We start from the raw sequence: 14,812 nt of genomic DNA on the forward strand, positions 1-14,812 counted from the left end.
TTGCCGGGATCTCGAATTCGCAGATCGTGACACGAGCGTTAGAATTTCCTCTTCAGACCAAAAGAAAAGACAGTACCCTCATCATAGGTGTCAATATCGACGCGGTCACCATTAAGTTCTTGATAGGCTTGGTATCCTTCACCCAGGATGTTCTCAATATTGAGCGAGAATTCGTAGTCTGTACCGTCGCCACCGAAAGACTTGTTCCAGACTAGATCAATGCGTGTGGGCGGCTGTTCGGTGAAGGCGGGGACGCCGCGTGCAACGAATTCGCCTGTCCGGATACGGTCGGAGACATAGTTCACCAACAGATTGAGTTCCGACCCGGCCTCTTCGTTAAGCAGGCCGATCTGGAGGTTGAACAGGTGCTCCGACTGGCCCTGAAGGCGCCGGCCATCTTCGATGCGGCCGGCTGCGGGGGTCAGGCCACGCACCGGGAACAGGGGAGACCCGGCATTGATCGCAACGTCGCCGTTCGCATCAATCTCAGAGTCAGACCACGTGTAGTTTGTCTTGATCTGCAGATCGCGGCTGTCGAAGAACGACCAGCCTGTCCACCGCTGCATTGGCAGTTTCTGTTCATATTCGATCTCGAAACCGTAGAGCTTGGCGGACGGTACGTTGATGAACGACGTGCGGACCGGCTCCAGGCTGACCAGGAATTCCTCGATCGGGTTTTCCAGTTCCTTGTAGAACACGCCAAACGTCGCGAACTGGTCCCGGGCGAAATAGTACTCGGCCCGGATGTCATAGTTCTTGATCGCTGCGTTCTTCAGGTAGGGGTTGCCGACGAAGTTCAGGTCAGTCTCGGTGTCCACGAATTCCGGCGGAGCCAGTTCGCGGAACTGCGGCCGGGTAATGGTTTCGGAATAGCCACCGCGAACCTGTATATCCTCGACCGGGTTCCAGGTCAGGGTGAACGCCGGGAGCAGGTCCTCGGATTCGTTGACGCCTTCCACCACGTTGCCGGTGAGGTCCTTGAGGTCGGTCAGGACGTCCACGGCCTGGATGGACTTCTCGTAGCGTGCGCCAATCGCAGCGCGAATGTAGGGGGTCAGCTGGATGTCAGCGCCGACATATCCCGCGTCGGTTTCGAGCGTTGCGCGATAGTAGGGCGGAAATTGCGGGCCAACCACCTGGGAGACGTTCCCGAGGCCATTGGCGAAGATGTAATTGTAGATGTAGTCGAGGCGGTTCAGGCCGTCTGTCGCGCCAGTGCCCTCGATATTGTAGATGATCGATTCCGCCACCCGGTCGTTTTCGACATAGGCGTAGCCGGCCTTCAACTCGATCTCGCAGAAATACCTGCATGCCGCCCCGCCCCGGGCCAGCGGCAGCGTGAAGTCAATGCCGAAATCTGTCGTGTCGTCGTCAACCCGGCTGAACTGGATGCGGTTGGCGGCGGGCGACGTGTTGAGGCGGAACGAGCCGTCCGGAAGCACTGCGTACTGATTGCTCAACTGGTATGGCGCATTGCGGAGAGCTTCGGAATAGGAGCCGCGCCATTCGATTTCGAGGCCGAGAAGGTCCGGGAAGACATGTTCGCCCAGAACCTGCGTCGTCCATAACTGGCGTTCGAACCATTCGAGCGCGTCGGTCCGGAGGTCTACGCCTTCATTGTTGATGCCTTGAACGGTGCGGCCTTCCTTGTCGGTCGATCGCGTAATCAGGCCTGTGAAGGTGATCTGGTGATTGTCGAAAAGGTCAAAGCCGAGGACGGCGAGCCCGTTCATGCCGACCGTGTTTTCCGTGCTTTTCCGGTCGACCCGGTACTGTTCTGCGAGTTCGCCGGCCTGATCGAACGCAAGCGCGCGCTCGCCAACTCTGGTTTGCCATTTGTTGGAATAGCCGAACGCCCCGAGAATACCGACCGAGAGGTCGCTGGAGACGTCGTAACGGTCGCCCGCCGTCAGGCTGGTTTCGACATTCGGGCCGATCTCGCCTTTCTGAAGCACGAGGAGTGAAGAATTGTCTGTCAGTTGCTGGCCGAAGTCGCGGGTCAGTCCGTCTGCCAGGGACGGCCGGTCGCGCGCGCCGTCGTCAATCCCGAGATAGTCGGTGTCCGAGCCGTCATAGAGCAGGCCATGCTGCAGCGTGGTTTCCGAATCGAAGCTGAAGCCGCCGCCGATGGTAAGAAAGCGATGATCCGGGATGGCCTTGGTGCGCAGGTCGACGAGTCCGCCACCGAATTCGCCGGGAAGGTTCGGTGAATAGGTTTTCTGGACGAGCACCGATTTGAGCGCAGATGTCGGGAACAGGTCGAGGGGTGCCACCCGGCGGAGCGGCGCTGGGCTCGGTAGCGGCGATCCGTTCAGGAGTGCGCTGGAATAGCGTTCGTTCAGGCCACGGACATAGATGAACTGGTCGTCTGCCGTGGCGATGCCCGCCACCCTTGCGAGGGCGCCCGCGGCGTTGCTGTCGCCCTGCAGCTGGAAGTCGCTTTCATCAATCAGGCTTGAGACCTCGGACGTCGAGCGCTTCTCGTCCGGAATGAATTGCCCCCGGACCACAACTGTTTTCTGGCGCGCCTCAGTGTCTTCCTGCTGGGGCGCGGGTGATGGCGCCTCGACCGGATCTGCGGTCTGCGCGAATGCCGGAGCAAGCCAGGCAAGGCAGGCGCTGGTGAGAAGCAGGGATCGTATGTGTGATCTGCGTAGCATTGTGTTTTCCCCGAAAAGCGCGCCAGGACGTTGTCTGGCTGCGCACTGGACCTCTGAAAATGTGAATGAGGTGGGGCGACAGAACCTGCCACCCCACCCCTGATGGGACCGCCTGACTAGTTGGCCGAGGTGAGGGCACCCGTCTGGTCGATGGACCAGCCGAGGAACCAGGTGTCGTCTGCATCCGCGACGGCGCCGATGTAGGTCGTCGGTTCAAGGCTGCCGATACCTGTCACATCGAACACCGGCACGGCGTTCTCGTTGGCACCGGGAACAACACCCGGCCGCCCGGCACGGAACGCGAAGCCAGACATCGTGATCGGGTCGCCAAGCGCGAAGTCGTTCGCGGCCGTAAACGTCGGCTCGGCTGCCTCGTTCGCGAGGTCCGCTCCGTTGTCGGACAGGAAGAGCGAACGGATAACGAGGGCACCGGCGGCTGACGCGTCCGCCGTACCTGCGTCGGTGTTGGCGATGGTTTGAGTGTCGTCCACATCAAGCCCGAATTGCGCCCAACCAAGGACGATGCCGTTGGCGACTGTGCCCGCCATTCCGCGACGAAGCTTTGCGCCGATTTGCTCGGCAGGGTCGCCACCGGCAATCAGCGTGAAGTTCGAGATGCGGGGTGTGGACACCGGCGTCGCGCTGTTGGCACCGTTCAGGTTGTCACCCTCGAAACCGTTCGGATCCGACGACATGCCGCCAGTTGCCGATGAACGACCACCAGAGGCGATGATGTATTGGGCCGAACCGACCCAGCCATCCGTCCAGTCGAACTGGTCGTCGCCACAGCCTGTCGAGAGGACGTGCTTGACGTTGACCGTGCCACCGAAGAACTCGTAGCAATCGTCGAGGTTGTTGTAGACTTGGACGAAGTCGACCTCGGTGCCGGACCCGACACCCTGGAAGGCGACACCATTGAGCTCGTCCTCGTTGGTCAGACGGACGCCGGCATACTGCACGCGGGTGTAGAACAGTTGGCCGCTGTCATCGTTGGACGTCCCGCCGCCGAACAGGCCTGAGGAGCCTTCGCCCGACTTTTCGCAGTCAACCGATCCGCCAATGGCCGTGCCGTCTTCGCAGGCGTTGATCGGTGCACGGCCGTTGATGACCACGCCGCCCCAGAGACCTTTCGTGTCCGCGTCGATGGGCGCTGTTCCGTCGATGTCACCTTTTGCCGTGAACACGACCGGTGCCGCTGCCGTGCCGTTCGACAGGATTTTCGAACCGCGGGTGACAACCAGGTAGTCGTCATTGCCTTCACCGACGATCGTGACCCCGGCGTCTATGGTGAGCGTGGCACTGGCCGAGCCGGCGAGCGGGGCTGCCGGGTCTGGACCGCGGTCAACACCGATGAAGACCGGCCCTACCAGTTCGTAGACCAGCTGGTCGCCATCCGTCAGGTGGAGGTCGTTCGTGATGGCTTCGGAACCGTCGATTTCGCAGAGTTTCTTGCCATCAAGCGTGCCGTTCTGGCTCGTCCCGCTCGGGCAGGCTGCCTCGTCGATGTCAAAGAACGTGCCGGGGGTCGTAAAGCTCGCCCAGTTGCTGCTCGGCGTTTCTGCGGCGCTGAAGGCACCGATATAGGGCGTGGCGGTAAAGAACGAGTCTGCCGAAAGGGCCGTCGATACCGGAATGCCGAGTTCGACGCTGCCGGGGAAGAATTCGTTGCTCAGCGAATTGTTGACGGCGCGCACGTTGCTTGCCGCCGCGAATGCCGGAACGCCGTCGCCGTCGGCTTCGAAGTTCACACCATTGTCGAGGGCGATCGACTGCAGGACCAGGGACCCGTCACCGAAGTTCGTGAATGTCTGGGTGTCGTCAATGTCGATACCGCTGCCATAACCCGTCGTCACACCGTTGATGATTGTCGCACGCGTCCCGCGCCGCAGCAGGATGCTTTGCTGGTTGCCGGTTGAGCCGACCATCGTGAAGTTGGCGATCTTCGGATCGGAGAACGGCGTAGCCGCATTGGCGCCGTTCAGGTTGTCAGCCTCGATACCGCGTGGGTCAGAGGAAGACGGGTTGTTCGAGCGAACAGCCACGTACTGGAGGCGGCCCGTCCAGCCATCGGTCCAGTCGACCGAGTCGTCACCGGCGCCGGATACGGCGAGGTATTTCACGTTCACCGTGCCACCGAACCATTCGATGCCGTCATCGAGATTGTTGTGGACCTGGATGTGGTCGACCGTCGTTCCTGACCCGACACCCTGGAAGGCGATGCCGTTCAACTCGTCTTCATTGGTCAGGCGGGCACCGGCATATTCAACGGTCAGGTACTGGAGGGTGCCTGAGTTGTCGTTGGCATCGTCGCCGCCGAAGAAGCCCGATGCGCCTTCGCCCGATTTCTCGCAGTCGGCGGAGCCGCCGGTCGCGGTGCCTGAATCACAGGCGTTGATCGGTGCGTAGCCGTTGATCACGAGGCCGCCCCACAGCGCTGTGGATGTGGCCGTGATGAGGTTCGAACCCACTTCCTCGTCATTGATCGCAGCGCGGGCGGTGAGGCGAATGGGGTTTGACGCTGTGCCGATGGCTTCAATCTGCGATCCGCGCGAGATGACGATATAATCGTCGGTCGCGGTCGCTGTGCCGGTGGATGAGGCACCGAATACACGCACGCCTGCGCCAAGCGTCAGTGTCGCTGATACGCCGCCGGATGCTTTCGTGTCGGAGCCGATGAAGACTGGGCCGTTGATGGCGATCGTTGTGTTTGCAGGGATCGAAATGTCAGTCGTGACGCTGGTCGTTGAGCCGTCACCAAGCATGCAGACCAGCACATCGGAGAAGCCGTCTGCGGCAACCGCCGGGAGCGTGGTGGACGTTGTGCCTGCCGGGCAACCGGCGGTCGGCACGAGGTCGATCGTGGCGCTGGCCGGGGGTGGAGGAGGTGGCGGTGGTGGTGGGGGCGAGGTCGGTGTCGACCCCGCGCCAGGCGATGAAATGGTCGTGTCGGAGCAGGCGGCCAGCGTGAGCGCGGCGATGCTTGCGATTGTCGCAAGCTTCCAGGTCTTTCCGGTTATCATGGGAACCCCTTTGAGGTGATTGTTCAATCTCGCAGTGAGTCCAAGCCGCTCCGTCGAATCCCCCGGCCGCGCTCAGACTCGGGGTCTTATCCCACTGGTGTTTGACCTTTTAGGAACAGATAGGTGAAACTTCCGAGACACCTGAATGACGGTTTGACGACAGCAGGTGTCGTGAATTTTCGTCATATATTACAAGAGAATGTAGGGAATCCGGATGAGGCGTGACTCTGCGTGCCCTGAACGCGCGGCGTGCCGTCGTGTCGTTGCGGACTCAGCGCCTGGCGTGGCTAGTTCGAGCTGTCTTTCGCGACGGGGCCGGCCCCGGCAAGGGCGACGCCGAGCGGGATTTCCATGAGGCGGCCATCGCGCGAGAAAAACAAGGTTTTCCCGTCGCCCGACAGGCCAGCGCCGAAATCGACACCAGCCGTGTTCACGGGCGCGCCAAGATTCACCGGTGTCTTCCAGCCTCCCACGCCATCAGCTTCCATCGTCCAGATGTCGACGCTTCCGAGAGTCGGGCGGCGGTGGGAATAGAAGAACAGGCGTGACCCGTCCGGTGTGACAGCAAGATGGGCGTCGACACGCGGGTCGTTGGTGCCTTCGGGCATTTGTCGGACAACCCAGTCGCCGTTTCCGTCGGGCGTGGCGCGCATGATGTCATAGCCGCCACCGCCGGCCCGCGAGTGATTGGTTGCGAAATAGAGTGTCCCGTCGGCCGAGACAGCCGGGCTGGATTCGTTTGCGGCCGTGTTGATGGTTTCGAGCGGCAGCACCTCGGGCACTCCCCAGGTTCCGTCCACGAGGGGGACACGCCAGAGATTGATGTCCTTCCGGCCGGGCCGTTCGGGCAGTTCCGCGTCGCTGCCATAGTAGAGATAGCTGTCCGCAAAGCTGAAGGACGGCGTCGTGAGATAGGCGCGCGCCGGAAAATCGAGCTGCCTGGGCGTGCTCCACTTTTCGCCGGACCTGCGCATCTCGTAGAGGTGGGTCAGGTCGCCGTCTTCCTGCGCGAAGACGCGAACGTCGCCTGCTGCATTCTCTGTCAGGCCGAAGGCTCGCGTGAAGGTCGTCGGGGCAGGCGCATCCGGCAGGACCGCGACCGGTTCCGCCGGAGTGGCCTTGTCGCAGGCGGCAAGCATTGCCGTGCCAGCGACAGCAGCAAGGCACAGGGAGCGCAACCGTTTCATGTCAGAAAAGCACCTCAGCAGGAATTTCCAGCGCGGCAGCCAGTCGCTTGGCTGTCTTGAGCCCGAACGTCTGCCCGCGCTCGATTGCGGATATGTGATTTGGCCGAATGCCGCACTTCTCGCTCAGTTGGCTCTGGGTCAGCAGGCGGAACTCGCGCATCACCCTGACCGGATGCTCGCCGGCGTCGATCCGGGTCTGCACCGAAGCCGGCACGCTGGGCGGAGCTGCCGACAGTTCCGCGACGCGTTTCTCGAGTTCGTTGACTTTGGTTTCCAGGTCGATCAGGCGACCTTCGAATCCGTAAATCAGGTCCTGGTCACCCATCAGATCAACCCTTCCGCTGCGCGTAGGGATAGGGTGCGAATGAAACGCTTTGGTGTCGCTTGGACAAACCTTTTGTGACGAAAAATGGGAACCCGTCACAAAAACGATAAGGAAAGCGCTGGAAGATTCAGGCGGTGCCGAACACGCGTTCGAAAATCGTGTCGACCTGCTTGAAATGGTAATCGAGGTTGAACAGGGCTTCCAGTTCGGCATCGCTGATCTTGCTGGAGACGTCCGGATCCTTCTTCAGGAGGTCGAGCAGGGGCCCCTCGCCACCCCATGTGCGCATGGCGTTGCGCTGGACCAGGCGATAGGCATCGTCCCGGCTGACACCGTGTTCGACCAGAGAAAGCAGGATGCGTTGGGAATTGTGCAGACCGCCCATGCTCTCCAGCGTGCGCAACATCGAGTCCGGGTAGACCACGAGATTTTCGATGACGCCGGACATGCGATGGAGCGCGAAATCAAGGTGGATTGTTGCGTCGGGGCCGATGCCGCGCTCGACAGACGAGTGCGAGATATCGCGCTCATGCCACAGTGCCACGTTTTCGAGTGCCGGCGTGACCGCGGAACGCACAAGCCGGGCGAGGCCTGTCAGGTTCTCGGTGAGGACCGGGTTGCGCTTGTGAGGCATCGCTGACGAGCCCTTCTGGCCAGCCGAGAAGAATTCTTCTGCTTCGAGCACTTCCGTGCGCTGCAGGTGGCGGACTTCGGTTGCCAGGCGCTCGATGGAAGACGCGATTACGCCAAGGGTCGCGAAATACATGGCGTGCCGGTCCCGGGGGATGATCTGCGTCGAGACCGGTTCGATCGAAAGCCCCAGGCTTTTCGCAACATGCGCTTCAATGCGCGGGTCGATGTTTGCGAATGTTCCCACCGCGCCGGAAATGGCGCAGGTTGCGACTTCCTCGCGTGCCAGCAGGAGGCGCGCCCGCGCGCGCTGGAATTCCGCATGGAATGTCGCGAGCTTGATGCCGAACGTGGTCGGTTCGGCGTGAATGCCGTGGCTGCGGCCGATCGTGGGGGTAAGCTTGTGTTCCCGCGCCCGCTTTTCGAGCGCCGTGAGCAGACGGTCGATGCCGGTCACGAGCAGGTCGGCGGCGCGCACCAGCTGAACGCTGAGACAGGTGTCGAGCACGTCCGACGATGTCATGCCCTTGTGCAGGAAGCTGGCTTCCTCGCCGACATGTTCGGCGACACTGGTGAGGAAGGCGATGACGTCGTGTTTTACTTCGCGCTCGATCTCGTCGATGCGGTTCACGTCGAACCCTCCGCGCTTGCGGACGGCCGCCGTCACGCCGGGGGGAATCTGGCCCAGGTTTTCCATGGCTTCTGCGGCGAGCGTCTCGATCTCCAACCAGATGCCGAAGCGTGTTTCCGGCGACCAGATGTCGGTCATTTCAGGACGGGAGTAACGGGGGATCATGGCGCGCCTTTCTCTGTATCCCGCCCGTATAGCCCGGAACGGCCGGAACACCAGTGGGGGCAGCGCCCGAAAGGCAGGCATTTTCTGGCGGGCCAAGTCTGGCCGCTGGCAGGGGGCTGGGGTATGAACGACGCAGGATCAGGCTTGCGCGGCAGAAGCTGCGCCCCGGGGTGTGGCTGGATCCCGGCTTGACCTGTCAGGCCTGTCGAAGGGGATTGGACATGAAGAAACTGCTTTTCGTGACGCTGGCGGCGGCTGGCCTGGCCGGCGGCGCGCTGGCCCAGGGCGCGGGTGACTACCCGCCGGATGCAGACCCGGGAAGCTGTTATGCGCGCGTTCTGATTCCCGAAACCACCGAAGTGGTTACCGAACAGGTGCTCGACACGCCGGAGCGGACCGAACTGACGCTGATCCCGGCGACATTCGAGACGGTCACCGAGCAGGTGCTCGTGAAGGAACAGGCCATCAGCTATTCCGTCGAGCCGGCCGTGTTCGAGACCGTGACAGACCAGATCGTGGAAATGCCCGAGCACACGGAATCTGTGGTCATCCCGGCGGAATACGACACCTATACAGAACAGGTGCTCGTGCGCCCGTCCTACTCGACATGGAAACCGGGCGCGGGCCTTTTCGGGCGCAACGCAGCGGCAGGCACAGCCGAGACGGCAAGCGTCGTCGCGACCGGCGACCTTCTCTGCCGCGTCGAGATTCCCGCCCAGTACGACACGGTCACCCGGACAAGGCTGGTGAGGCCTGAAAAGACTGAAACCCGGATCATTCCCGCCACCTATCGCACGATTACAAAGCAGGTGGTCGTCACGCCGGCCCGCGTCGTGGAAACACTGATCCCTGCGGAATATGAAACGGTGACGGTCCAGAAGATGGTGACGCCGGCGCAGGAGCAGACGGTCGTCATTCCGGCGACCTATCGCACGATCGAAAAGCGTGTCGTGACGGGCGGCGGCGGCCTCGAATGGCGCGAAGTGCTTTGCGACACCAACGCCCCGCCTGCAAAGATTGCCCAGGTTCAGGCGGCTCTGACGGCGAAGGGGTATGAGGTGCCTGCCGATGGCAATTTCGGGCCTGCCACCCTCACGGCGATGGAAAACTACCAGCGCGCCAATGGACTGCCTGTCGGTTACCTGACAATCAGCACCGTCGAGTCACTGGGCGTTCCGGTCGACTAGCCACCCTCCGCCCCCCGGCCGTCTGGTCCGGACCACAGGACAGGAAGACACGCATGAGCCGATTGAAAGTCCACCATGAACACCACCAGCTCGGGCGCATCGGCTGGATGCGGGCAGCTGTGCTGGGCGCCAATGACGGCATTGTGTCGACCGCCAGCCTGATTATCGGCGTGGCGGCGGCGTCGGCAGGGCAGGGTGAGATCCTCGTCGCAGGTGTGGCGGCTCTGGTGGCAGGGTCGATGTCGATGGCCGCAGGGGAATATGTCTCGGTCAGCTCCCAGTCGGATGCCGAACAGGCCGAGCTCGCCAAGGAACGCCAGGAACTGATTGACCTGCCGGAGGCTGAGCATGCCGAACTGGCCGGAATTTACGAGGAGCGCGGCCTGAAGCCGGAGACGGCCAAGGAAGTTGCGCACCAATTGATGGCCGATGACCCCCTTCGGGCCCATGCACGCGACGAGCTTGGCATCACGGACCTTACGGCGGCAAAGCCGATCCAGGCGGCGATTTCGTCCGCGATTTCGTTCGCTGTCGGGGCTGCCTTGCCCTTGGCACTCGTCTGGCTGGTGCCTTTGGGGGCGCTCGTGACCGCGGAAGCCGTGGCGTCGCTGCTGTTTCTCGCCCTGCTAGGGGCTGTGGGTGCCAGGGCTGGCGGGGCGAGTATCTGGAGACCCATGCTGCGGGTTACGTTCTGGGGCGCACTGGCAATGGCGATCACCGCCGGTATCGGCCATTTGGTCGGCGCGGTGATCTGAACCGGAGGCAAAGAAAAACCCCGGCGCCGTCGACGCCGGGGTTCCTGCTTGAATGGTTGGCTTCGCCAGCCGATCAGGCTTTTGCCATCTCGGTTTCGAGGTTCTTTGCCACAGCTTCGATGAAGCCTTCGGTCGTGGCCCATTCCTGGTCCGGTCCGACGAGCAGGGCGAGGTCCTTGGTCATGACGCCGGATTCAACCGTCTTGACGATGACCTGTTCGAGTGTCTGAGCGAACTTGCTGACTTCAGGCGTTCCGTCCATGCGGCCGCGATGGCTGAGGCCCTGGGTCCAGGCATAGATCGAGGCGATGGAGTTGGTGGAGGTGGCTTCGCCCTTCTGGTGGTTGCGATAGTGGCGGGTCACGGTGCCGTGGGCCGCTTCGGCCTCGACCGTGTTGCCGTCCGGCGTCATCAGGACCGACGTCATCAGGCCGAGCGAGCCGTAGCCCTGGGCCACCGTGTCGGACTGGACGTCGCCGTCATAGTTCTTGCAGGCCCAGACATAGCCGCCGGACCATTTCATGCAGGCTGCGACCATGTCGTCGATCAGGCGGTGCTCGTAGGTGCCACCGAATTCCTTGAACTTGTCGGCAAACTCGGCGTCGAAGATTTCCTGGAACAGGTCCTTGAAGCGGCCGTCATAGGCTTTCAGGATCGTGTTCTTGGTCGACAGGTAAACCGGCCATTTGCGTTGCAGGCCGTAATTGAAGCTTGCGCGGGCGAAGTCACGGATCGACTGGTCGAGGTTGTACATGCCCATCGCGATGCCGGCTTCAGGGAAGTCGAATACTTCCTTTTCGATCTTCTCGCCATTCTCGCCGACCCAGCTCATGGTCAGCTTGCCCTTGCCGGGAACGAGGAAGTCCGTTGCCTTGTACTGGTCGCCGAACGCATGACGGCCGATGACGACAGGCCGGGTCCAGCCCGGCACGAGGCGCGGCACGTTCGAAATCACGATAGGCTCGCGGAAAACAACGCCGCCGAGAATGTTGCGGATCGTGCCGTTCGGGCTGCGCCACATTTTCTTCAGCTTGAACTCTTCAACGCGCTGTTCGTCAGGCGTGATCGTGGCGCACTTCACGGCGACGCCGTATTTCTTGGTAGCGTTGGCAGCGTCGATGGTGATCTGGTCGTCGGTCTCGTCACGCTTCTGGATCGAGAGGTCGTAGTACTTGAGATCAACATCGAGGTAAGGATGGATCAGCTTGTCCTTGATCATCTTCCAGATGATGCGGGTCATTTCGTCCCCGTCCATCTCGACAATCGGGTTCTTGACCTTGATCTTCGCCATGTTTTGAAATCCTTGCGGTTGCAGCTATTGGAGTGGCCTATAGCAGAGCGGCTGCCCGCGTCAAAACAGGTTCCATCATGTCAGAACAGCGCAGCCCCTGCGTCATCCTCCATTCCCCGCAACTTGGCGAAAACATAGGCGCTGCGGCGCGTGTGATGCGCAATTTCGGCCTGACAGACCTGCGATTGGTTGCGCCGCGGGACGGGTGGCCGAATCCGGCGGCCGAGACGATGTCGGCGGGCGCCTTTGAGGCGGATGTCACGGTTAATGTCTATGAAACACTACAGGATGCGCTTGAGGACGTGACTTTCCTGATTGCCGCGACGGCCAGGCTGCGCGGGATCGAGAAGCGGGTGACGGATGCGGTGGGGGCGGCAGAGGCGGCGCATGGACGGGCGCTGGGGGGCGGCAAGGGCGTGGCAGGGGTGATGTTCGGCGGCGAGAAGGCGGGCCTGCCGAACGAGGCGGTGGCGCTGTCCGACCTGCTGATGACCTACCCAGTCGATCCGGCGTTCAAGAGCCTGAACCTGGCGCAGGCCGTCTGCGTGTTCGCGCATGAATGGGGCAAGCTGGCCATCGGGGCCCGCGAGACCGGCAGCGAGAGCGGCACCGGCCTCGGTGCGCCGGCATCACGTCAGGACCTTGTCCGGATGTTCGAGCATTTCGAGGGTGAACTGGAGCGGGCCGGCTATTTCTTCCCGCCGGAGAAGACGCCGCTGATGAAGGACAATCTCCGCGCGGCCCTGATCCGGGCGGACTGGACCGAGCAGGAGGTGCAGACTTTCCGCGGCGCGATCAAGGCGCTGGCCATCGGCCGCGGAAAGGCACGTGTGATGCGCGAGGACTAGGCTATTTGCCTTTCCAGACAGGTGCGCGTTTCTCGATGAAGGCACGGGGGCCTTCCTTGAAGTCTTCGGTGCCGACCAGACCGGCAAAGGCCTTGCCGCTGGCGCGCCAGAGATCATCGTCATCACCGGTCAGGGCTGCGGCCGCAACCTTGCGACTTGCCTGAACAGCGAGCGGCGCATTGGCCATGATGCGGTCAGCCAGTTTGGTCGCTTCGGCCATGACTTCAGATTCGGGCACGACCTTGTTGACCATGCCGAGTTCGTAGGCGCGCTGGGATGGCAGCGGGTCGCCTGTCAGGATGACTTCGAGAGCCATTGGCATGCCGATCACGCGGGGCAGGCGAAAGAGGCCGCCAGCTGCTGCGGCGAGCGAGCGCTTCACTTCCGGAAGGCCGAAATTTGTCGTGTCGGCGCAGACAATCATGTCGCAGGAGAGCGCAATCTCGGTTCCGCCAGCCAGGGCGCTGCCTGTGATGGCCGCGATGAGCGGCTTGGTGCGCTCGCGTTTCACGATGCCTGCGAAGCCACCCTTTTCGGTGCCGAGCTTGCCGCCATTCCCTGCATTGATCTCTTTCAGGTCTGCACCGGCGCAGAATGCCTTGCCATTGGCCGTGAGGATGGCAACCCACATCTCGGGGTCGTCTTCGAAGCGATCCAGCGCATGCTCGATGCCGGTCGCCATGATGCCGTTGATGGCGTTGCGCGCTTCCGGGCGGTTGAGCGTGATGATGGCGAGATGGCCTCGGGTTTCATATTCAACTGACATTTGGCGGTCCTCCAGATTGGTTCAGGCGACACTAGGGCGGCTTACGCTGCGTTCAGCAAGCAGAAAGACGCGAAAGCACGGAAGGCCTCTTGGCAGCCCCAAGGGAAGGGCTGTCAGTGTCCGGGAAAATCACGGAGACACGCCGAATGGATCTATCGTTCAGCCCGGAATACGAGGCCTTCCGCAAGGAAGTTGCCGGTATCCTTGCCGCCAATGCCCATCTTGCGCCGACACCAGATGATCGGGGCATGAAAAACCCGACACGTCAGGCGTGGCAGAAACTGCTGATCGAGAACGGCCTGGCTGCGCGGACCATCCCGACCGAGTATGGCGGCTATGGCGCCGAGCCGGATATCCTCAAGTCGCGGATCATCGCCGAGGAGTTTGCCCGCACGGGCCTGCCGCGGGCGATGTCGAACCAGGGTATTTCCATGCTGGTGCCGACGCTTCTGGAACTGGGCACGCCGGAACAGAAGGCGGCCTATATCCGCCCCACCCTCTACGGAGAGATGATCTGGTGCCAGGGCTATTCCGAGCCGGGCGCCGGGTCTGACCTCGCGGCGTTGCGGACAGCGGCGGTAAGCGACGGCGACGACTATATCATCAATGGCAGCAAGATCTGGACCTCGACAGCCAGGCAAGCCGACATGATCTTCTGCCTCGTGCGGACCGATCCGGACGCGAAGAAGCATCACGGCATCTCCTATATCCTGTTCCCGATGGACACGCCGGGGATCGAGGTGCGCCCGCTGGTCGACATGACAGGCGCGGCAAACTTCAATGAGGTGTTCTTCACCGACGTGCGCGTGCCGAAGAGCGGCATCGTGTTCGCCGAAAACAAGGGCTGGCAGGTCGCGAATGCGACACTGACCCATGAGCGCGGCATGCTGGGCGACCCCAACGCCACCAAGGCGCGGCTGGTGGAGCTGGTCGAGCTGATGAAGCGCGAGACGGTGAACGGCGAACGGCTGATCGACAACCCGCTGCTGCGTGACCGGCTGCTGAAGCTGCAGGGTGAAGTCTATGCGATGCAGGCGAACGGCCTGCGGATTACGACGCACAGCCTGAAGAAAGAGAGCGCGGGCCTCGCGGGCCTTGTCGTGAAGCTGATGGGCTGTGAGCTGAACCACGAGATCGCGCGCCTCGCCATCGATGCGCTGGGAGAGTTGGGCGTGATGTACGAGGAAGGCGGGCACTTGCGCGCAAACGGGGCGTGGCAGGCGCGCTACATGTACGATCTTGGCCTGATCATCGGCGGCGGTACGGCGCAGATACAGAAGAACATCATCGCGGAACGGGGCCTCGGCCTGCCGCGCGAACCCAAGCTGGCCAAGGCCTGAGAGGACA

General features: G+C 62.2%; 11 protein-coding genes. 4 read left to right on the plus strand and 7 right to left on the minus strand.

The window, feature by feature from the left end; translation table 11 throughout:
- Positions 1-38 precede the first annotated feature (38 nt).
- From HJO_RS03065 to purB, 5 genes are all read right to left on the minus strand, one after another.
- Positions 39-2,660 carry a TonB-dependent receptor domain-containing protein gene (locus HJO_RS03065; protein ID WP_035613385.1) on the minus strand — a complete coding sequence of 874 codons (2,622 nt, stop codon included), beginning with the start codon at positions 2,658-2,660 and terminating at the stop codon, positions 39-41.
- Between the two features lie 116 nt (positions 2,661-2,776).
- Complete coding sequence (locus HJO_RS03070) at positions 2,777-5,680, minus strand: hypothetical protein (RefSeq protein WP_084141391.1); 2,904 nt, start codon at positions 5,678-5,680, stop codon at positions 2,777-2,779.
- Between the two features lie 287 nt (positions 5,681-5,967).
- Entirely contained in the window at positions 5,968-6,867 is a 900-nt protein-coding gene (locus HJO_RS03075; protein WP_035613387.1) for a TolB family protein, read from the minus strand.
- A gap of 1 nt (position 6,868) precedes the next feature.
- Positions 6,869-7,192, minus strand: a complete 324-nt coding sequence (locus tag HJO_RS18520) for a helix-turn-helix transcriptional regulator (protein WP_051618086.1) — start codon at positions 7,190-7,192, stop codon at positions 6,869-6,871.
- A 127-nt stretch (positions 7,193-7,319) separates the two neighbouring features.
- Complete coding sequence (purB, locus tag HJO_RS03085) at positions 7,320-8,618, minus strand: adenylosuccinate lyase (RefSeq protein WP_035613388.1); 1,299 nt, start codon at positions 8,616-8,618, stop codon at positions 7,320-7,322.
- Between the two features lie 221 nt (positions 8,619-8,839).
- On the opposite strand from purB, the gene HJO_RS03090 reads away from it, so the two are divergent.
- Both HJO_RS03090 and HJO_RS03095 read left to right on the plus strand, forming a co-directional pair.
- Positions 8,840-9,805, plus strand: coding sequence for a peptidoglycan-binding domain-containing protein (locus tag HJO_RS03090; protein ID WP_035613391.1), 966 nt, complete (start codon positions 8,840-8,842; stop codon positions 9,803-9,805).
- Between the two features lie 53 nt (positions 9,806-9,858).
- On the plus strand, positions 9,859-10,560 hold the full coding sequence (locus HJO_RS03095; protein WP_035613392.1) for a VIT1/CCC1 transporter family protein: 702 nt from the start codon (positions 9,859-9,861) through the stop codon (positions 10,558-10,560).
- A gap of 73 nt (positions 10,561-10,633) precedes the next feature.
- Here HJO_RS03095 and HJO_RS03100 read toward each other — a convergent pair whose 3' ends face one another.
- The gene (locus HJO_RS03100; protein ID WP_035613393.1) at positions 10,634-11,851 is read right to left on the minus strand and encodes an NADP-dependent isocitrate dehydrogenase; all 1,218 of its coding nucleotides are present in this window, start codon (positions 11,849-11,851) and stop codon (positions 10,634-10,636) included.
- A gap of 77 nt (positions 11,852-11,928) precedes the next feature.
- On the opposite strand from HJO_RS03100, the gene HJO_RS03105 reads away from it, so the two are divergent.
- Positions 11,929-12,699, plus strand: coding sequence for an RNA methyltransferase (locus tag HJO_RS03105; RefSeq protein WP_035614408.1), 771 nt, complete (start codon positions 11,929-11,931; stop codon positions 12,697-12,699).
- Between the two features lies 1 nt (position 12,700).
- On the opposite strand, the gene HJO_RS03110 is transcribed toward HJO_RS03105, so the two are convergent.
- Positions 12,701-13,465, minus strand: a complete 765-nt coding sequence (locus HJO_RS03110; protein WP_035613394.1) for a crotonase/enoyl-CoA hydratase family protein — start codon at positions 13,463-13,465, stop codon at positions 12,701-12,703.
- A gap of 146 nt (positions 13,466-13,611) precedes the next feature.
- Here HJO_RS03110 and HJO_RS03115 point away from each other — a divergent pair, with 146 nt between their 5' ends.
- Positions 13,612-14,805, plus strand: coding sequence for an acyl-CoA dehydrogenase family protein (locus HJO_RS03115; protein ID WP_035613395.1), 1,194 nt, complete (start codon positions 13,612-13,614; stop codon positions 14,803-14,805).
- Positions 14,806-14,812 lie beyond the last annotated feature (7 nt).

Source organism: Hyphomonas johnsonii MHS-2 (assembly GCF_000685275.1).
GTDB lineage: Bacteria > Pseudomonadota > Alphaproteobacteria > Caulobacterales > Hyphomonadaceae > Hyphomonas > Hyphomonas johnsonii.